At 72.9% G+C, this 19,038-nt stretch carries 17 protein-coding genes; 6 read left to right on the top strand and 11 right to left on the bottom strand.

Going from position 1 to position 19,038, the window contains the following annotated elements; translation table 11 throughout:
* Nucleotides 1–248 precede the first annotated feature (248 nt).
* On the top strand, nt 249–1,082 hold the full coding sequence (locus OG780_RS06040) for a TIGR02452 family protein (RefSeq protein WP_328445431.1): 834 nt from the start codon (nt 249–251) through the stop codon (nt 1,080–1,082).
* A gap of 327 nt (nt 1,083–1,409) precedes the next feature.
* Here OG780_RS06040 and OG780_RS06035 read toward each other — a convergent pair whose 3' ends face one another.
* The 4 genes from OG780_RS06035 to OG780_RS06020 form a co-directional block, all read right to left on the bottom strand.
* Entirely contained in the window at nt 1,410–1,865 is a 456-nt protein-coding gene (locus OG780_RS06035; protein WP_328445429.1) for a type II toxin-antitoxin system PemK/MazF family toxin, read from the bottom strand.
* A gap of 228 nt (nt 1,866–2,093) precedes the next feature.
* Entirely contained in the window at nt 2,094–3,584 is a 1,491-nt protein-coding gene (locus OG780_RS06030; protein WP_328445427.1) for an SPFH domain-containing protein, read from the bottom strand.
* Between the two features lie 235 nt (nt 3,585–3,819).
* Nucleotides 3,820–4,038: a hypothetical protein gene (locus tag OG780_RS06025; RefSeq protein WP_326784142.1), complete on the bottom strand. Its 219-nt coding sequence runs from the start codon at nt 4,036–4,038 to the stop codon at nt 3,820–3,822.
* Between the two features lie 26 nt (nt 4,039–4,064).
* Complete coding sequence (locus OG780_RS06020; protein WP_328445422.1) at nt 4,065–5,489, bottom strand: amidase; 1,425 nt, start codon at nt 5,487–5,489, stop codon at nt 4,065–4,067.
* 169 nt (nt 5,490–5,658) lie between these two features.
* Between OG780_RS06020 and OG780_RS06015 the strand changes: the two genes are divergently transcribed.
* The 3 genes from OG780_RS06015 (at nt 5,659) to OG780_RS06005 (ending at nt 9,497) form a co-directional block, all read left to right on the top strand.
* On the top strand, nt 5,659–6,696 hold the full coding sequence (locus tag OG780_RS06015) for a LacI family DNA-binding transcriptional regulator (RefSeq protein ID WP_328445421.1): 1,038 nt from the start codon (nt 5,659–5,661) through the stop codon (nt 6,694–6,696).
* Between the two features lie 132 nt (nt 6,697–6,828).
* On the top strand, nt 6,829–8,043 hold the full coding sequence (locus tag OG780_RS06010) for a 4-hydroxybenzoate 3-monooxygenase (protein ID WP_328445420.1): 1,215 nt from the start codon (nt 6,829–6,831) through the stop codon (nt 8,041–8,043).
* A gap of 17 nt (nt 8,044–8,060) precedes the next feature.
* Nucleotides 8,061–9,497: a benzaldehyde dehydrogenase gene (locus OG780_RS06005; RefSeq protein ID WP_328445419.1), complete on the top strand. Its 1,437-nt coding sequence runs from the start codon at nt 8,061–8,063 to the stop codon at nt 9,495–9,497.
* Nucleotides 9,498–9,583: 86 nt separating this feature from the next.
* On the opposite strand, the gene OG780_RS06000 is transcribed toward OG780_RS06005, so the two are convergent.
* The gene (locus OG780_RS06000; protein WP_328445418.1) at nt 9,584–9,979 is read right to left on the bottom strand and encodes a thioredoxin family protein; all 396 of its coding nucleotides are present in this window, start codon (nt 9,977–9,979) and stop codon (nt 9,584–9,586) included.
* A 119-nt stretch (nt 9,980–10,098) separates the two neighbouring features.
* Between OG780_RS06000 and OG780_RS05995 the strand changes: the two genes are divergently transcribed.
* A complete protein-coding gene (locus OG780_RS05995) occupies nt 10,099–11,532 on the top strand; it encodes a dihydrolipoyl dehydrogenase family protein (RefSeq protein ID WP_328445416.1) in 1,434 nt (477 codons plus the stop codon).
* A 69-nt stretch (nt 11,533–11,601) separates the two neighbouring features.
* On the opposite strand, the gene OG780_RS05990 is transcribed toward OG780_RS05995, so the two are convergent.
* From OG780_RS05990 to OG780_RS05970, 5 genes are all read right to left on the bottom strand, one after another.
* Complete coding sequence (locus tag OG780_RS05990) at nt 11,602–13,188, bottom strand: ABC-F family ATP-binding cassette domain-containing protein (protein ID WP_328445414.1); 1,587 nt, start codon at nt 13,186–13,188, stop codon at nt 11,602–11,604.
* Between the two features lie 330 nt (nt 13,189–13,518).
* A complete protein-coding gene (locus tag OG780_RS05985; protein ID WP_328445412.1) occupies nt 13,519–14,178 on the bottom strand; it encodes a peptide deformylase in 660 nt (219 codons plus the stop codon).
* Between the two features lie 279 nt (nt 14,179–14,457).
* Nucleotides 14,458–14,805: a tetratricopeptide repeat protein gene (locus tag OG780_RS05980; protein ID WP_328445410.1), complete on the bottom strand. Its 348-nt coding sequence runs from the start codon at nt 14,803–14,805 to the stop codon at nt 14,458–14,460.
* A 107-nt stretch (nt 14,806–14,912) separates the two neighbouring features.
* Complete coding sequence (locus OG780_RS05975; protein ID WP_328445408.1) at nt 14,913–15,353, bottom strand: MarR family transcriptional regulator; 441 nt, start codon at nt 15,351–15,353, stop codon at nt 14,913–14,915.
* Between the two features lie 2 nt (nt 15,354–15,355).
* Nucleotides 15,356–15,886, bottom strand: coding sequence for a MarR family winged helix-turn-helix transcriptional regulator (locus OG780_RS05970; protein WP_328445406.1), 531 nt, complete (start codon nt 15,884–15,886; stop codon nt 15,356–15,358).
* A 199-nt stretch (nt 15,887–16,085) separates the two neighbouring features.
* Here OG780_RS05970 and OG780_RS05965 point away from each other — a divergent pair, with 199 nt between their 5' ends.
* Nucleotides 16,086–17,051: a pirin family protein gene (locus OG780_RS05965; protein WP_328445404.1), complete on the top strand. Its 966-nt coding sequence runs from the start codon at nt 16,086–16,088 to the stop codon at nt 17,049–17,051.
* A 171-nt stretch (nt 17,052–17,222) separates the two neighbouring features.
* On the opposite strand, the gene OG780_RS05960 is transcribed toward OG780_RS05965, so the two are convergent.
* On the bottom strand, nt 17,223–18,995 hold the full coding sequence (locus OG780_RS05960) for an acetyl/propionyl/methylcrotonyl-CoA carboxylase subunit alpha (protein ID WP_328457920.1): 1,773 nt from the start codon (nt 18,993–18,995) through the stop codon (nt 17,223–17,225).
* Nucleotides 18,996–19,038 lie beyond the last annotated feature (43 nt).

Genomic DNA, 19,038 nt, shown 5'->3' with positions numbered 1-19,038 from the left:
CTCCTGAGATTCCACCATGCCGCCGGCCCGGAGTCTGGTGGGCCGGACCGACAATGACCGTTCCACCCAAGACCCTCTCGGCGGTTCGCACAAGGGTGCAAATCATTTCTTTGGGGACTGGGAAGCACTCTTGTGCGGGGCCGCGAAACTCTGTTGCGCCGCACGACCAGCATCGCTCACGATGCGTTCATGGGCACGACGGGGGAGCGTAAGCAGGCCGCGCCCGTGGCGCGTACGGGGGTGGCGCCATGAGCGCGCGCCTGCGTGCGATCGCCCGGGAGACCGAGGAGATCGTGGCGGCCGGCGGCTACCGCGGTCCCTCAGGGGACGCGGTGTCCGTCGCCGCCGCGGTCGAGGCGGCACGGGCCGGGACACTGCTGCACGGACCGGAACCGGTGGAGATACCGTCGGTGACGCCGGTCGTGACCTCGTTCGAGGTCACCGGCGAGAGCAGTCTGGAGGCGGCCCGCCGGCTGGTCTCCGGGGGTGGGGACCCGGTCGCCGTGCTGAACTTCTCCTCGGCGCGCAATCCCGGCGGCGGCTATCTGAACGGCGCGCAGGCCCAGGAAGAGGCCCTGTGCCGCGCCTCCGCGCTGTACACCTGTCTGCTGCGGGCCCGGGGTTTCTACGACCATCACCGCGCCCACCGTGACGCGTTCTACACGGACCGTGTCATTCACTCACCCGGCGTACCGGTGTTCCGGGACGACCGCGGCCGGCTCCTCGACGAGCCGTTCCCGGCCGGTTTCCTGACCGCGGCGGCCCCGAACGCCGGAGTCGTCCTGCGGACCGCCCCGGGGCGGGCGGCCGACCTGCCGGGCGCGCTGGCGATCCGTGCCGAGCGTGTCCTGGAGACGGCCGCCGCCCACGGCTACCGCCGCCTGGTCCTCGGAGCATGGGGCTGCGGGGTCTTCCGGAACGACCCCGAGCAGGTGGCGCGGGCCTTCCGCGGAGTGCTGACCGGAGGCCGCCTGGAGGGGTACTTCGACCAGGTGGTGTTCGGCATCCTGGACCGCACACCGGGCCGGACCACACGCCAGGCGTTCGACCGGGTGTTCGCATCCGAGCTCCTGGGAGCGTGAGGGCCCGCCTTCACCCCCGCCCCGGGGCCCCAGCCCCCAGGTTGAGGGCCTGAGCCCGGTGCCCGCGACGGCTGTGCGGCTGCCCCCTGCCCGGCACCCCGGCCCGAGGGCCCGAGCCTCGCCACCGCCCGGCGGCCCGTGCCGCCCGGTCGGCCGGGCCTGCTCGCTCGGCGTCCCCCGGAGTTCGCGGCCCGCGCCTCCGCGCCCCGCGGAGACGGAACCCCAGCATCCGGCGGAGGCGCCGCCCCGGCACCCGGCGGAACCCCGCATCCGGCGGAGTGGGAGCCCCGGCGCCCGGTGTCCCGTGTCGCCGGCAAGGGGCGGGGTTCAGCGCCAGCCGTACCGCTCCCGCAGCCGGTGGACCACGGAATTGAAACGCATCCGGTCCAGCGCGCACGCCTCCCGCCGCATCCCGTCCTCGTGCAGTCGCAGCACGCGGTCCACGTTCACCCAGGAGTCCCGCCCGGTCCGGTCCCACGGACCGCTGCCGATCGCCACCCACTCCCGGTCGCCGACGTGCGCCTTGCTGGAGAGCTGGACGGCGAGCAGCGTGCCCGCGGCCTCCCGGGCCACGACCAGCACCGGGCGGTCCTTGCCCCGGCCGTCGTTCTCCTCGAAGGGCACCCACGTCCAGACGATCTCACCGGGATCGGGGTCGCCGTCGTGGGCGGGGGAGTACTCGGTCTTCACGGGGCCGACCTCGCGGGGCTCGGCCTCGGCGGTCGCGGAGGGGCCGTAGCGGCCGGGGACGTCTTCTTCGGTGTCATCGGTAAAGGCAGTCACGCGGGCCACCGTAGAACGTGCGTGCCAGGTCGCGGCGGGCGGGTCCGGAGCCGGACGGCTCCGCGCACACCGGAGGGCGTGGGCCGACTCCCCGCACGTCTCCTGCCGTACGGCGCCCGGCGCGCCGGTGGAACGGCGCCGGGCGTACGGGGGCTGTGGCCCAACTCCCGTACGCCCGGACCCTACTGACCGGAACCGCTGGTGCCTGTGCGCCTCAGCGCGCCGGCCTCACCCCTCGTCCTTCTCCACGGGCACCTTCTCGCTGACCGGAGCCGCGACCCCGTTGAGTTCCGCCGTCGAGTGCTTGGCCGGGCTTCCCTCCGGGTTCATCGAGGCGAGCAACTGGCGTGCCAGGCCCAGGCCGGTACCGCCCATGGTGAGCGCCTTGGCGAACAGGTCCGACATGCCGTCGGCGCCGTTGAGCAGCACCATGTGATCCACGTTGCCGAACGCGCTCGCGCCCGCCTGGACGATCTCCGGCCAGTTTTCGGCGAGTTGCTGCGCGACGACCGCTTCCTGGTTCTCGGCGAGCGCGGCGGCGCGGGCCTGGATGGCCTCCGCCTCCGCCAGACCCTGGGCCCGGGTCGCCTCGGCCGCCGCGAGGCCCTTGGCCTGCGAGGCCGCGGCCTCGGCCTCACCGGTGGCACGGGTCGCCGTCGCGGCGGCCGCACCCCGAGCCTTGGTCGCCTCGGCCTCGGCGTTGGCGGCCGTCTTGACCCGGGTCGCCTCCGCCGCGGCGGCGAGTTCGGTCTCCCTGGCCTTGGCCTGCGCCGCCGAGATCCGCGCGTCACGCTCGGCCTCGGCCCGTGCCCGGATCTCGTACGCCCGGGCGTCCGCCGGCTTGCGGACGTCCGCCTGGAGCTGCTGCTCGCGGCGGTGCGCCTCCAGTTCGGCGACGCGTGTCTCCTGGACGACGACATCCTGCTGAGCGGCGGCCGCTGCGAGTGGGCCGGCCATCTGGGCCGTCGCCGCCGCCTTGTCCCGCTCGGCCTGGTAACCGGCCTGCTGGATCTCGCTGTCCCGGGTCGCCTCCGACATCCGGGCCGCGGCCTTCTGCTCGGCCTCGGTGGCGAGACGGTTCGCCTCCGCCTGCGCGATGCGCGCGTCCCGCTGCACGGCGGCGGCGTGCGGCATCGCGAGGTTCTTGATGTATCCGGTCGGGTCCTCGATCTCGTGGATCTGCAGCGAGTCGACGATCAGACCGAGCTTCTCCATCTCCGTGCCGCAAGCGGCCCGGGTCTGACCGGTCAGCTTCTCCCGGTCGCGGATCATGTCCTCGACGGTCAACCCGCCGACGATGGACCGCAGATGACCGGCGAACACGTTGTGCACCCGCTCGGCCATCATCTTCTGCTGGTCGAGGAAACGACGCCCCGCGTTGGCGATCGACACGAAGTCGTCGCCCACCTTGAAGATGACCACGCCCCGCACCTTCAGCGGAATGCCCTGGGTGGTCACGCAGTCCACGTGCAGCTCGGTCTCGTTGAGGTCGAGCGAGATCTTCCGCACCGCCTGCACACCGGGGAGTACCAGCGTGCCGCGCCCCGTCACGATGCGGAATCCCATGCCTTCCTCGAGACCTTCGGTCCGATGCTTCGAACCGGAGATGATCAGCGCTTCGTTGGGCTCCGCGACACGCCACATGAGCTTGAAGACCACAACGATGAAGACCAGTGCGAGGACAACCGCCCCCGCCACGACGCCGACAACCATCGGCATACGCCCCCTTTTGATGGTGCCCTTTCGGCACCGAACGAACGGGAGTGTGCTCCTCGCCGACACGGGAATACAGAGGTGCGCGAATCCTTGTTGCGTTCTTGACGCATACGGTTCTCACCTGGGACGAGAGCAGCTCAACTGTCGTACGGAAGAAGCGAGTTCGCTGACCGTTCGGGCGCCGTTCGACAGACTCCGCGGGGTCACCGGTGCCGCCGCGGGCCGCAGCGGAGCGCTCTCAGCCGTCGTACGCGGCCGAGACGTACACCGTGCGCGGCGGCAGGTACTCCACCACCATCACCACCGTGCCCCGCTCGATACGGTCCTGCGGCGCGGCCGGGTACGCGAGGAAGTGCTCGGCGCCGCCGCGCACCTTGACGATCACCTCGCCGACGAGCCCGGGTCCGACCGTGCCGGTGACCCGTCCCATCAAACCGACCATCGAGGCATCGTCCATGGGCACAGGGTAGAGCCGGAACTCGCCTATGCGGCCGGGGAGTCCGCGACGGCTTCGTACGGAGGCCACGATTCGTGCCAGCGCAGGTCCGCCTCCAGTTGCGCGGCCAGCGACACCAGCAGTGGCTCGCTGTCCGCCGGGCCGAGCAACTGCGCGCCGACCGGGAGGCCTTCGCCGACGAAGCCCGCGGGGACGTTGACGCCGGGCCAGCCGAGGATGTTCCACGGCCAGGCGTAGGGACAGGCCGCGATCATGGCGCGGTCGGTGCGCAGACCGCTCAGTCCGAGCATCGCGCCGACGGGCGGCGGGGGAGCGGCGGTCGTCGGCGCGAGCACCACGTCGTAGGTGTCGAACAGCGCGCCGACGCGCCGTTGCAGCGTGGCCTCGGCCCGGCGGGCCGCCCGCAGCGGCGCGCCGCCGAGCAGCCGGCCGAGGCGTGCCGCGCCGTGGGTGCGCCGGTCGAGCAGCTCGGGGAACGGCACGTCGCGCACGTGTTCCGCGATGCCGGCCGTGGCGCGCGGGATGAAGGTGAGCCCGATCTGCCCGTAGCGCGGATCGGCCTCCTCCACCGTGTGCCCGAGCGCGGCGAGCCGCTCCGCGAGGGCGAGGACCTTCGCCCGTACGGCGGGGTCGAGCCGCGCGGGCAGCGCGGTGAAGGGCGGTTTCAGGGACAGCGCGATACGCAGCCGGCCCGGGTCGCGGCCCACGGCGTCGTGGACGCGCAGCGCGGCGGGCCGGTGCAGATCGCCCGCGTGGCTGCCGCTCGCCGCGTCCAGCAGCAGGGCCGCGTCCGCGACCGTGCGGGCGAGCGTGCCGTTGACCGTGATGCCGTGGAAGGACTCCGGGCGCGGCCAGGTCGAGATCCGGCCGCGCTGCGGTTTGATGCCGACCAGATGGGTCCAGGCTGCCGGGATGCGCACGGAGCCCGCCCCGTCCGAGCCCAGCGCCGCGGGCACCAGGCCGGCGGCCACGGCGGCCGCGGAGCCCCCGGACGAGCCGCCCGGAGTGTGCCCGTGGTGCCAGGGATTGCGGGTCGCGCCGAAGGCGGGGCCCTCGGTGAACGGCCACTGGCCCAGCTCGCAGGTGTTGGTCTTGCCGACCACGACGGCCCCGGCCAGACGCAGCCGGCGGACCGCCTCGCCGTCCTCGGACACCGGCGGGAACTCCCCCGGGCAGCCGAACGCGGTCGGCTGGCCCGCCACGTCCATGTCGTCCTTGACCGCGACCGGCACTCCGAGCAGCGGCCTCCGCCCGCCCGCGGCGAGCTCCGCGTCCGCCGCGTCGGCCTCCGCGAGCGCGGTCTCGGCGCGCACCAGCCGGAAGGCGTTCACCGTGGACCGGGCCGCCTCGATCCGGGCGAGCGCCCGCTCGACCAGCTCGCGCGAACTCACCTCGCCCGCGGCCAGCGCACGTGCGCTCTCCGTCAGTCCTGGGGCACGGTCGGGAGTCATCCCGGTCACCTCCGAAGCGATCGTCTACCGAACGGTAACCTCTGGGTCGGCGCGGCGGTACTGGGCAGTCAACCTCCTTTACGGAGGCGGGAGTTCCGTAAAATGGGGGGGCGATCGGGTGCCCCGGCGCGAGGCGGTGTCCGGGCCCTCTGCAAGGATGCGTCGCGTCATGGTGCAGATACCGAAGCAGCCCGCCGTCCAGCCGGCGCCCGCACGACGACCCGTACCGACCAGTGCCGACGTGGCACGCCTCGCCGGTGTCTCGCGCGCGACCGTCTCGTACGTCCTGAACAACACCAGCGCCGTCCGGATCAGCGACCCCACCCGGCGCCGGGTCCGCGAGGCCGCGGAGGAACTCGGGTACGTTCCGCACGCGGCCGCCCGCAGTCTGCGCGCCGGACACAGCCGCATGGTCCTGATGCCCGCCCCGACCGCCCCCGTGGGCCCGCTCTACCACCAGTTCTTCGCCGAACTCCAGTCCGCGCTCGGCCGGCTCGACTACACCGTCGTGCAGTACGGCAGCGTCGGGCTGCACGGCGACGAGGCCGCCCGCGCCTGGGCCGAGCTGCGCCCGGTCGCCGTCCTGGTGCCCGGCAGCGGCCTGGGCCCGCCGGGTGTGGCGGTCCTCAAGCGGGCCGGAGCCCGCGCCGTGGTCACCCTGGGCCCCGAACGGGTCGAGGGAGCCCACGCCCTGCTCATGAACCACGACCGGGTCGGCCACTGTGCGGGTGTCCATCTGCTGTCCGGCGGCCGCCGCCGCATCGGCGTCGTGATGCCCGAGGAGAGCGGCCTGGAGATCTTCTCCAGGCCCCGCCTCGACGGTGTCCGGCGGGCCGTGAGCGGCACGGAGGCGACGGTCACCGAGCTGCCGCTGGCCTACGAGGAGGAGGCCGCTGCCCGCCTCGCGGCGCGCTGGCGTTCCCTCGGCCTCGACGCCGTCTTCGGGTACAACGACGAGTACGCGATGCTCCTCATGCGCGCCCTTCAGGACGAGGGCGTCGCCGTGCCGGACGAGACCGCCGTCGTCGGCGCCGACGACCTCATGCTCGGCCGGCTGCTCCGGCCCCGGCTGAGCACCGTGCACCTCGACCTGCCCTCCGGCCGCGACCTCGCCGAACTGGTCGACCGCGCGGTCCGCGAACCGGGCGCCGAACCGGAGACGCACGAGGTGCTGGGCGCACGAGTGGTGCACCGCGCGTCGAGCTGAGAGAGGCTGGTGCCGCAGCAGGCAGGTCCGCCGTCTCGTGGCACCGAGCCTGTTCGCCCGGGCCCGTGCGCGACGGGGCCGGTCCCCGCGCCGGAGCCCGGCCCCGGCGGCATCGGACACCGGAGGCGCGTCATGCGGACCACGGTCGGCGTCATCGGCGCGGGCCCGGCGGGACTTCTGCTGGCCCGGCTGCTGCACCGGACGGGGATCGACTGTGTCGTCCTGGAGAGCAGGACGCGCGCGTACGTCGAGCGGCGCCAGCGGGCCGGCATGCTGGAGCAGGGCACGGTCGACGCCCTGCGCGCGTGCGGAGCGGGCGAGCGGCTGGACGCCGAGGGTCTGGTCCACCACGGGATCGAGCTGCGCTTCGAGGGCGAGCGCCATCACCTCGACTTCCCCGGGCTCACGGGCGGCCGGACCGTCACGATCTACGCCCAGACGGAGATCGTGAAGGATCTTGTCGCTCTCCAGCTCGTGGACGGGCCACCCCTGTTGTTCGAGGCGGAGGCGCTCGCCGTGGAGGGGCCGGAGAGCGCCTCGCCCGTCGTGCGGTTCGTGCGGGAGGGGCGCGAGCGGACGCTGCGCTGCGACTGGGTGGTGGGCTGCGACGGCGGCCACGGCGTCGCGCGCGCCGCGTTCCCGGCCGGTACGGGCCGCACGTACGCGCACGACTACCCGTACTCCTGGCTCGGCATCCTCGCCGATGTGCCGCCCTCCTGCGAGGAGTTGGTCTACGCCCGGGGCGCCACCGGCTTCGCCCTGCACAGCATGCGCTCCCCGTCGGTGTCCCGGCTGTACCTCCAGGTCCCGAACGGGACCGACGCCGACGACTGGCCCGACGAGCGCGTCTGGGACGAACTGGCCGCGCGCTTCGCGGTCGACAGGGACTGGCGGCTCGAACGTGGTCCCGTCACCGCCAAGTCGGTCACTCCCATGCGCAGTTGGGTCCACGAGCCGATGCGCCACGGACGGCTGTTCCTGGCCGGGGACGCCGCCCACATCGTGCCGCCGACCGGCGCCAAGGGGCTCAACCTCGCGGTGGCGGACGTACGGGTCCTGGCGCGCGCGTTCGCCGCGCTGCACCGCACGGGATCGACGGAACTCCTGGACCGGTACTCGCAGATAGCTCTCGAACGTGTGTGGCAGGCCACGCGCTTCTCGTACGACATGACTACGATGTTGCACGCTCAACCAAATGGGGATGCCTTCGACGACCGGATGCAGCTCGCGCGACTGCGCCGGATCACGGCATCCCGTTCCGCCGCCGCCGAACTGGCCGCGAACTACACGGGACTTCCGCTCGGCCCGAGCCGTACGGGCCCGCCGAGTCCCGCCGGTGATCAGTGAACGATCGGAGAGCCGATATGCCCCTGCTCGACCCCACGACCTGGCAGTCCCGCCCGCTCTCGGGCGATGAGCACACCGTCACCGAACCCGCCACCGGCGAGAGCCTCGCCGCCGTCACGCTCGCCGGCGCCGAGGACGTCGCGACGGCCGCGCGGACCGCCCGCGCCGCCCAGACCGAGTGGGCCAGGGCCCCGCACTTCGTCCGCGCCGCCGTCCTGCGCCGTGCGGGCGACCTCTTCGCGGCGCACGCCGACGAGCTGCGCGACTGGATCGTGCGGGAGTCCGGCTCCATCCCGGGCAAGGCGGACTTCGAGCTGCACGTCGCCGCCCAGGAGTGCTACGAGGCGGCCGCACTCGCCTCGCGCCCGACGGGCCAGATCCTGCCCTCGGAGGCGCCGCGCCTGTCGTACACGCGCCGCGTCCCGGCAGGCGTCGTGGGCGTGATCGCGCCCTTCAACGCACCGCTGATCCTCTCGATCCGCTCGGTGGCTCCGGCGCTCGCGCTCGGCAACGGCGTCGTCCTGAAGCCGGACCCGCGCACGGCCGTGTGCGGCGGCCTCGCGCTCGGAGCCGTCTTCGCCGAGGCGGGGCTGCCGGACGGGCTGCTCCAGGTCCTTCCCGGCGGCCCCGAGACCGGCCGTGCCCTGGTCGCCGACCCCCTGGTCCCGGTCATCTCCTTCACCGGCTCGACCGCCGCGGGACGCGCGGTCGGTGAGGCGGCGGGACGTCATCTCAAGCGCGCGCACCTGGAGTTGGGCGGGAACTCCGCCCTGGTCGTCCTGGCGGACGCCGACATCGAAGCGGTCATCTCCACGGCGGCCTGGGGCTCGTTCTTCCACCAGGGCCAGATCTGCATGACGACCGGCCGCCACCTGGTCCACGCCTCGCTCTACGAGGAGTACGTCGAACGGCTCGCCGCGAAGGCCGACTCGCTGGCCGTCGGCGACCCGCACCGCGAACAGGTCCACCTCGGACCGATCATCGACGACGCCCAACTCGCCAAGATCCACGGCCTGGTGGAGTCCAGTACGGCGAACGGCGCGAAGCTCGCGGCGGGCGGCACGTACGACCGGCTCTTCTACCGGCCCACCGTGCTCGCCGGAGTCGACGACACGACCCCGGCATACGCGGAGGAGGTCTTCGGCCCGGTCGCGCCGGTCCGCTCCTTCACCACCCTCGACGAGGCGGCGGCCCTGGCCTCCGCCGGACCGTACGGCCTCTCCCTGGGCATCGTCACCCGGGACACCGCACGCGGCCTGGACCTCGCCGAGCGCATCCCGACGGGCATCGCCCACATCAACGACCAGACCGTCAACGACGAGGCCGTCGCGCCCTTCGGCGGAACCGCCGCCTCCGGCACCGGCGCCCGCTTCGGCGGCGAGGCCAACCTGGACGCCTTCACCGACCTGCGATGGACGACGGTGCGCGGGGACGTGGCGGGTTATCCCTTCTAGGGCCGAGGAGACCGAGGGGGCTGCGGCCGGGCGCACGCACCCGGTCCCGGCCATCGCACCCGGTCCCCGGCCCACCGGGGGCCTGCCTACTCGGTGTCCCCGGCCTGCCCGGCGTTCTCGGCCTGCTGGGCAGCGACCGACCTGCGCACCTCGTCCATGTCCATCTTCCGGGCCCACCCGATGGCGTCGTCCAGGGCCGGGGCGGGCAGCGCCCCGGGCCGGGCGAAGATGGCGACCTGGTCGCGCACGATCATCAGGGTCGGGATGGACTGGATGTCGAACGCGGCCGCGAGCTCCGGCTGCGCCTCCGTGTCGACCTTGGCGAAGACCAGGTCGGGGTTGGCCTCGGCGGCCTTCTCGTAGACCGGGGCGAACTGACGGCACGGCCCGCACCACTCGGCCCAGAAGTCGATCAGGACGAACCCGTTGTCCGTGACCGTCTGGTCGAAGTTCTCCTTGGTGAGCTCAACGGTGCTGCTCATTCCATTTCCCTCTTCCTCACGTCCGGGTCATGCCGGTCAGCACAACGCAACCCACCTGGGGCCTATTCCGGGGCCGTACCCGTGTGGCCACGGCGCACACCAGCAACCAGACTGGCCCCATGACGGAAACGGAATCCATCGCGTACGACGTCGTGGTGCTCGGTGCCGGACCCGTGGGGGAGAACGTCGCCGACCGCGCACGCGCAGCCGGCCTCTCCACCGCGGTCGTGGAGAGCGAACTGGTCGGCGGCGAGTGCTCGTACTGGGCGTGCATGCCCAGCAAGGCCCTCCTGCGCCCGGTGATCGCCCGCGCGGACGCCCGCCGCGTACCCGGCCTCGCCGCCGCCGTACAAGGCCCCCTCGACGCCTCCGCGGTGCTCGCCCACCGCGACTGGTTCACCTCCGACTGGAAGGACGACGGCCAGCTCTCCTGGCTGGACGGCATCGGAGCCGACTTCCACCGCGGACACGGCCGGCTCGCCGGACCGCGTACCGTGACGGTCGACGGACCCGACGGCGAACGCCGTGTGCTGACCGCCCGCCACGCGGTCGCGGTCTGCACCGGCACCCGCGCCCAGCTCCCCGACCTGCCGGGCCTAGCCCAGGTCAAACCATGGACGAGCCGCGAGGCCACCAGCGCGCACGCCGTGCCCGGACGGCTGATCGTGGTGGGCGGCGGTGTCGTCGCCGCCGAGATGGCCACGGCCTGGCAGGCGCTCGGCTCCCAGGTCACCCTTCTGGTCCGCGGCAAGGGCCTGCTGCCCCGCATGGAGCCCTTCGCCGGGGAACTGGTCGCCGAGGCACTGACCGAGGCGGGCGCGGACGTGCGCACCGGTACCTCGGTGACCGCCGTCTCGCGCGAGGGTTCGACGGTGGTCGCCCTCACGGACACCGGCGACCGCATCGAGGCCGACGAGATCCTCTTCGCGACCGGCCGCGCGCCCCGCACCGACGACATCGGCCTCGACACCGTCGGCCTGGAGCCGGGTGAATGGATCGAGGTCGACGACAGTCTCCGGGTCATCGGCAGCGCATGGCTGTACGCGGTCGGCGACGTCAACCACCGCGCGCTGCTCACCCATCAGGGCAAGTACCAGGCCCGGATCGCGGGTGCCGCCATCGCCGCCCGTGCCGCGGGAGTGCCCCTGCTGGAGACGGACCCCTGGGGCGCGCACTCCGCCACCGCCGACCACGCGTCCGTCCCGCAGTGCGTCTTCACCGACCCGGAGGCCGCGGCCGTGGGCCTCTCCCTGGCCGAGGCGGAGCAGGCCGGTCACCGGGTCCGGGCCGTGGACGTCGACATGGCCTCGGTGGCCGGTGCCGGACTGTACGCGGACGGCTACCGGGGCAGGGCCCGCATGGTCGTCGACCTCGACCGCGAGATCGTCCTCGGTCTCACCCTGGTCGGCCCCGGCGTCGGCGAACTCATCCACTCCGCGACCATCGCCGTCGTCGGCCAGGTCCCGGTCGAGCGCCTGTGGCACGCCGTCCCGTCCTACCCGACGGTCAGCGAGGTCTGGCTGAGGCTCCTGGAGGCGTACCGGGACGCGTGAGCCGGGCGTGGCACACGGGCGGCCGCGCCGTGCGGCGTGCCGCCCGTGTGCCGCCGTACGGCCGGCGCGTCAGGCCAGGGACACCAGTTCCCGGTACTCCTCGCTCCACAGGTCCTCGTTCGCGTCCGGGAGCAGCAGCACCCGGTCCGGGCGCAGGGCGTCGATGGCTCCCTCGTCGTGGGTGACCATGACGAGCGCGCCCGGACACGTGGCCACCGCCGCCAGGACCTCGGCGCGGGAGGCGGGGTCCAGGTTGTTGGTGGGCTCGTCCAGGAGGAGCACGTTCGCGCCCGAGTGGACGAGCCCCGCCAGGGCGAGCCTGGTCTTCTCTCCGCCGGAGAGGACACCGACCCGCTTGCCGGCGTCGTCGCCCGTGAACAGGAACGAGCCGAGCACCCCCCGTACCTCCCCGTCGCCGAGGTGCGGCGCGGCGGCGGCGAGATGGTCCCGGACCGTTCCGGCGGGGTCCAGCGTGTCGTGCTCCTGCGCGAAGTAGCCGAGACGCAGCCCGTGTCCGCGTACAACCCGTCCGCTGTCCGGGCTCTCGTGCCCGGCGAGCAGCCGCAGCAGTGTGGTCTTGCCCGAGCCGTTCGGGCCGAGGATCACCAGCCGGCTGCCCCGGTCGACGGCGAGGTCGACGCCGTCGAGGACGCGCAGATCGCCGTACGACTTGGTCAGCGCGACCGCGCCGAGTGGCACGCGTCCGCACGGGGCCGGTTCGGGCAGCCGGATCCTGGCGACCTTCTCCGCCCGCCGGACCGGTTCCAGTCCGGCGAGCAGGCGGTCGGCGCGGCGGTCCATGTTCCTGGCGGCCACGGCCGTCGCCACGTGCGCGCGCATCTTGTCGGCCTGCGCGTGCAGCGCCGCCGCCTTGCGTTCGGCGTTGGCGCGCTCCCGGGTCCGGCGTCGCTCGTCGGCGTCGCGCCGGGTGAGGTAGGTCGCCCAGCCGGTGTTGTGGACGTCGAGCGTGGCGCGGTGCGGGTCCAGGTGGAAGACGCGGTTGACCACGTCGGCCAGCAGGGAGGTGTCGTGACTGATGAGAACGAGCCCTGTCTGACGGCTCGCCAGGAACCCGCGCAGCCAGGCGATCGAGTCGGCGTCCAGATGGTTCGTCGGCTCGTCGAGGAGCAGGGTGCCGTCGTCCGCGAACAGGATGCGGGCGAGTTCGACCCGTCGTCGCTGCCCGCCGGACAGGGTGCCGATGGGCTGGTCCATCACCCGGGCCGGCAGACCGAGTCCGGCGGCGACCCGGGCCGCCTCGGCCTCGGCCGCGTACCCGCCGCGCGCCTGGAACTCGGCCTCGGCGCGCGCGTAGGCGTTCATCGCACGGTCGGATCCGTCGGCCATCGCGGTCTCGGCCGCCCGCAGGGCTCGTACGGCACGGTCGAGGCCCCGGGCCGACAGGATCCGCGCGGTCACCGTGACCGCGGGGTCCGCCGCGGCCGGGTCCTGGGCGAGGTGACCGACCGCCCCGGTACGGGAGACGGAACCGGCGGCGGGACGCCGCAGCCCCGCGAGGGTGCTCAGGAGGGTGGTCTTGCCGGAACCGTTACGGCCGACCAGGCCGATGCGGTCGCCGGGGGAGACGGTGAAGGAGATGCCGGAAAGCAGCAGACGCGCGCCGACGCGCACATCGACACCGCGAACGGTGATCATGGGAAAACGCTCCAGAAGTCAATCGGCTCAAGGACACACGGGTGGCGTGGAAGCGGGTCCTGGAGCTAAGAGACGCGGGGCGTAGACATGCCCGCAGGCTAGCCGAGCCGGAACCGGGGCGCCTGCGATTTTCCGCCGGGAGGCCCGGCGCGGCACCGATGGGGGCGGTGCGGTGCGGTGGCGAGCGTCTGGCGGGGGAATCCGGCCGTCAGCTCGGCAGATGAAGCGACGGTCTGATGGTGACGTCCGAAGCCGGACGTGGAGCCGATGGCTGGGCCCGGACCCCGCGGACCGGCCGTGATGCCCGGAGCCGCCGGGGCCGGGCCGGCATCAGTCCGGCAGGGTGAAGCCCAGAACGTCGGCCGCCCGCTCCGGCGTCGGCTGGGACCAGAGTTCCGCCGCCGCCTGGTTCGAGGACAGCGAGCGCAGCTCCGCGCGGTCGAGGTAGAGCGTGCCGTCCAAGTGGTCCGTCTCGTGCTGGACGATGCGTGCGGGCCAGCCGCCGAACACCTCGTCGACCGCTCGCCCGTGTTCGTCGAGCGCCGTCAGCCGCACCTCGGTGTGCCGGGCCACCACGGCCTGCCAGCCCGGCACGCTCAGACAGCCCTCGAAGAACGCCGCCCGGCCCGGACCGATCCCCTCGTACGTGGGATTGACCAGCACCCGGAACGGCTGCGGCTCCCGCCCGCGGACGAGGCGCACCTCGTCCGAGACCGGCGCCGGGTCCTCGATGACGGCGATCCGCAGCGGCACGCCGACCTGCGGCGCGGCGAGACCGACCCCCGGCGCCGCGTGCATCGTTGCGCGCAGGGCGGCCACGAACCGGGCCAGCAGCGCCGGGTCAAGCTGCCCGTCGAACGGCTCCGTGCCCCGGCGCAATACGGGGTCACCGGCCGCGACGATCGGCAACGGACCCTCGTGGCCGAGGAGTTCCTCGACCATGTCGCTCAGGGTGATGCGCGGGGCGCTGCGGTCTCGTTCGGATGCCATCGCGCCAGGATGCCAAGCCGGACCGAGGTGATCGAGGCGGCACGGGGGGAGCCCCGCGACTTTCCTCGTGTGGCTCCGGTCACGTGCCGGCCCGGCTGCTCGCCCGAGCGCTCGTCCGTCCTCCCGCGCGGCACGCGGAAGGGCGTGCCGTCCCGGCCGTCCGCCCGCACGGCACGCGGGAAGGCCGGTCACCGAGGCGACCGGCCTTCCCACGTGGAACCCCGCACCCGCGACCGCCGGGCCGGATCGGATCCGGATCCGATCCGGATCCGATCCGGATCAGGCTTGTCCGAAGTCGCCTCCGAGCGCGGACGCGATCCGCAGGTGCGACGCGGCCTCGTCGGGGCGGCCGAGGCGCTGGAGTGTGCGCCCCAGCATCAGCCGGGCGTAGTGCTCGACCGGATCGAGCTCCACGAGGGTGCGCAACTCGGCTTCGGCGCGGCGCAGTTGGGCCGAGTGGTAGTAGGAACGCGCCAGCAGCAGCCGGGGTCCTGTCTGCTCCGGCACCTCCTCGACCAGTCCGTCCAGCACGCGTGCCGCCGCGGAGTAGTCCTTGGCCTCGAAGAACATCCGCGCCCGCTCCCAGCGCTCCGCGGCCGTCCCGTGGTCGTAGTACGTCGTGTCCACCACTGACCTCCTTCGACGGGCCACAACCGTGCCAGTTGGTTGAATATTCCACGAGCTTGTGGGGGTCCGAGGTGGCGGCTCCGGGATTCCCGGCAGTGGTCCGGCCGTTACGCGTCGGCGAGTTCCGCGTTGGCCCGCTCCGTCACGAGGGCCAGTACACGCCCGGCGGTGGCCAGGTCCTCGGCCGGGATACCGGCGTACACCCGGGCCGCGATGGCGTCGCCCGCGCTGCGGATCGACGCGAACAGCTCCCGGCCGCCGTCCGTCAGGGACACCTGTCCGGGCGCCTGCTCCTCCAAGAGCCCCAGTGCCGTCAGTTCCTCGACGGTCCGCCGGGCCGCCGACTCCTCGATCTTCAGGCCGCCGGTGAGCCGGTCCACGACCCGCGCCCGCTCGACGGTCCCGCCGTTGTCGGACGCGGCCCGCAGGGCCACCGACTGCTCGAAGGTGGTGCCGCTGCGGGTCAGTACCCGCTCCAGGGCGGCCCGGCCCGCGTAGTGGGCGAGGCCGATGACCTGGCCGTTGACAGGGGGAACAGAGGTGGTCATGACTACTCCTCGGGTGAGAACTCTTCGGAGAACGGTGGAGCCACGCCGGAACGCGGCCCGGCTCCGGTGTGCGGATCGAGCGGTACGTCGAGCAGGGCGGCCAGCTCGCGGCTGAACGCCCGCGTGCGTTCGCCGCCGAGGCCGCCCAGTGGTTCGAGAAGCTGCTCCAGAAGGCCCTGGACCACGGTGATGGCGTGGAGGGCGATCTCGCGCCCGTCGTCGGTGAGGGTCAGCCGTACCGCCCGGGGGTCCGCCGGATCCCGGGTGCGGTCGAGTCGGCCGGCCGTCTCCAGGGCGCGGGCCAGCTTCGAGACGTAGAGCGGTTCGAGTCCGGTGTGGTCGGCGAGCTCGCGCTGACTGGGCCGCCGCCCGCCCCGGTTGAGGCTGTACAGCGACGCGATCAGCGAGTACTGCGCGTGCGTCAGGCCCAGCGGGCCCACCGCCCGGTCCACGGCGACGCGCCACTTCATCGACAGGCGCCAGACGAGGAAACCGGGGGTCGCGTTCTCGGAGACCGACTTCGCTGTACTCATGCAAGAAACAGTACATGGCTATTATGTCCATGGCTACTATATGTACGAACCTCGTCTTCGACCCCCGAACGGCCCGGTCGTGGCGTACGGACCCGGTGGCCGGACTCCCGGGGCGCCGCGCCGGTTCTGAGCCAAGTGCCCCTCGATGGGCGTATCGATGGCCTGACGAGCGGCCCCCGACGGGTCTAGGTTGTGGGCCATGAGCAATCTTGATCGGGAGGCGGTTCCCGCCGCCTGCGGCGGCCGCGGGTTTGTGGTGGCCGAGCCGGTGCGCGAACTCCTCAGCCCCCGCCGGGTCAAGCTCGGCGAGTCGACCGAGGTCCGCCGTCTGCTGCCCAATCTGGGTCGGCGCATGGTCGGCGCGTGGTGCTTCGTCGATCACTACGGGCCCGACGACATCGCCGACGAGCCCGGCATGCAGGTCCCGCCGCACCCGCACATGGGCCTGCAGACCGTCAGCTGGCTGCACGAGGGCGAGGTGCTGCACCGCGACTCCACGGGCAGCCTCCAGACGATCCGCCCGCGCGAACTCGGCCTCATGACCTCGGGCCGCGCCATCAGCCATTCCGAGGAGAGCCCCCGCGCGCACTCCCGTCTGCTGCACGGCGCGCAGCTCTGGGTCGCACTGCCGGACAGCCACCGCCACACCGACCCGCACTTCGAGCACCACGCCGAGCTGCCCGTCGTCACCGCCCCCGGCCTGCGGGCCACACTCCTGCTGGGCACGCTCGACGGCACGGCCTCGCCCGGTACGACGTACACGCCGATCGTCGGCGCCGACCTGGCCCTCGCGAGCGGCGCGGACGTCCGCCTGCCGCTGGAGCCCGACTTCGAGTACGCCGTCCTCGTGATGTCCGGCGAGGCCCGGGTCGACGGCGTGCCGGTGGTCCCGGGCTCCATGCTCTACCTCGGCTGCGGCCGTACGGAACTTCCGCTGCGCGCCACGACGGACGCGGGCCTCATGCTCCTGGGCGGCGAGCCGTTCGAGGAGGAGCTGATCATGTGGTGGAACTTCATCGGGCGCACCCAGGCCGACATCGAACAGGCCCGCGAGGACTGGGCCAAGGGTGCACGCTTCGGTGAGGTGAAGGGGTACGACGGCGCGCCGCTGTCCGCCCCGGAACTTCCCCCGGTCGCGCTGAAGCCACGGGGGCGCGTGCGCTGAGCCGCGATGGTACGACCACGGCGCGGATCGCCGACGCTCGCGGCACCTCTCATCTCGCCGATATCCTCCGCCCGCCCGGTCTCCGGGCGGGCGGAAGCGTTCGGCAGGTGCATGGATTCGTCAGATCCACGGAGTCGTCGGACTCGCGGAGCCGTCAGATCCGCGGATTCGTCAGTCCTTGATCTCGCAGATGGGGGCGCCGGAGGTGACGGAGGCGCCGACCTGTGCGCTGAGGCCCTTGACGGTGCCGGAGCGGTGCGCGTTCAGGGGCTGTTCCATCTTCATGGCTTCCAGGACGACGATCAGGTCGCCTTCCTTGACCTCCTGGCCCTCCTCGACGGCCACCTTGACGATGGTGCCCTGCATCGGGGAGGCGAGGGTGTCGCCGGAGGCGGCCGGGCCGGACTTCTTGGCGGCCCGGCGCTTGGGCTTGGCGCCGGCGGCCAGACCGGTGCGGGCCAGCGACATGCCCAGCGAGACGGGCAGCGAGACCTCCAGGCGCTTGCCGCCGACCTCGACGACCACCGTCTCGCGGCCGGGCTCGTCGTCGCTCTCGGTGTCGGCCGGGGCGGTGAACGGCTTGATCTCGTTGACGAACTCGGTCTCGATCCACCGGGTGTGGACGGTGAACGGGTCGCTGGAGCCGGTCAGCTCGGGGGCGAAGGCGGGGTCGGTGACCACCGCGCGGTGGAAGGGGATCGCGGTCGCCATGCCCTCGATCTGGAACTCGGCCAGCGCGCGGGCGGCCCGCTGCAGGGCCTGCTTGCGGGTGGCGCCGGTGACGATCAGCTTGGCGAGCAGTGAGTCCCAGGCCGGGCCGATCACGGAGCCGGACTCCACGCCCGCGTCCAGACGCACCCCGGGGCCGGACGGCGCGGCGAAGGCGGTGACGGTGCCGGGGGCGGGCAGGAAGCCCCGGCCCGGGTCCTCGCCGTTGATACGGAACTCGATGGAGTGCCCGCGCAGTTCGGGATCGCCGTAGCCCAGTTCCTCGCCGTCGGCGATGCGGAACATCTCCCGGACCAGGTCGATGCCGGCGACCTCCTCGGTGACCGGGTGCTCGACCTGCAGACGGGTGTTGACCTCCAGGAAGGAGATCGTGCCGTCCATGCCGACCAGGAACTCCACCGTGCCGGCGCCGACGTAGCCGGCCTCCTTCAGGATCGCCTTGGACGACGCGTACAGCTCGGCCACCTGCGCATCCGACAGGAACGGCGCGGGGGCCTCCTCGACCAGCTTCTGGTGGCGGCGCTGCAGCGAACAGTCACGGGTGGAGACCACGACCACGTTGCCGTGACTGTCGGCCAGACACTGCGTCTCCACATGGCGGGGCTTGTCGAGGTAGCGCTCCACGAAGCACTCACCGCGCCCGAAGGCCGCGACCGCCTCACGCACCGCCGACTCGTACAGCTCCGGCACCTCCTGCAGCGTCCGGGCCACCTTCAGACCACGCCCGCCACCACCGAAGGCGGCCTTGATCGCGATCGGCAGACCGTGCTCCTCGGCGAACGCCACCACCTCCTCCGCACCCGCCACCGGGTCCGGGGTACCGGCCACCAGCGGCGCGCCCGCGCGCTGCGCGATGTGCCGGGCGGCGACCTTGTCACCCAGGTCCCGGATCGCCTGCGGCGGCGGGCCGATCCAGATCAGCCCGGCGTCGAGGACGGCCTGGGCGAAGTCCGCGTTCTCCGAGAGAAAGCCGTAACCCGGATGGACGGCATCCGCGCCCGAGTCCTTGGCGGCCTGCAGCACCTTGGCGAAGTCCAGGTAACTGGAGGCCGGAGTGTCACCGCCCAGCGCGAACGCCTCGTCCGCCGCACGGACATGCAGAGCGTCCCGGTCCGGTTCCGCATACACGGCAACGCTCGCGATCCCGGCATCCCGACATGCTCGGGCCACGCGGACAGCGATTTCGCCACGGTTGGCGATGAGGATCTTCCTCAGCATGCGGGCTCCAGGGTGTTCTGGTCGTGCTGATGCGGGGTGT

The sequence above is a fragment of the Streptomyces sp. NBC_00386 genome, assembly GCF_036063235.1.
Lineage (GTDB): Bacteria > Actinomycetota > Actinomycetes > Streptomycetales > Streptomycetaceae > Streptomyces.
The sequence above is the reverse complement of the archived record's forward strand: the minus strand, read 5'-3'. Positions and strand labels throughout refer to the sequence as shown.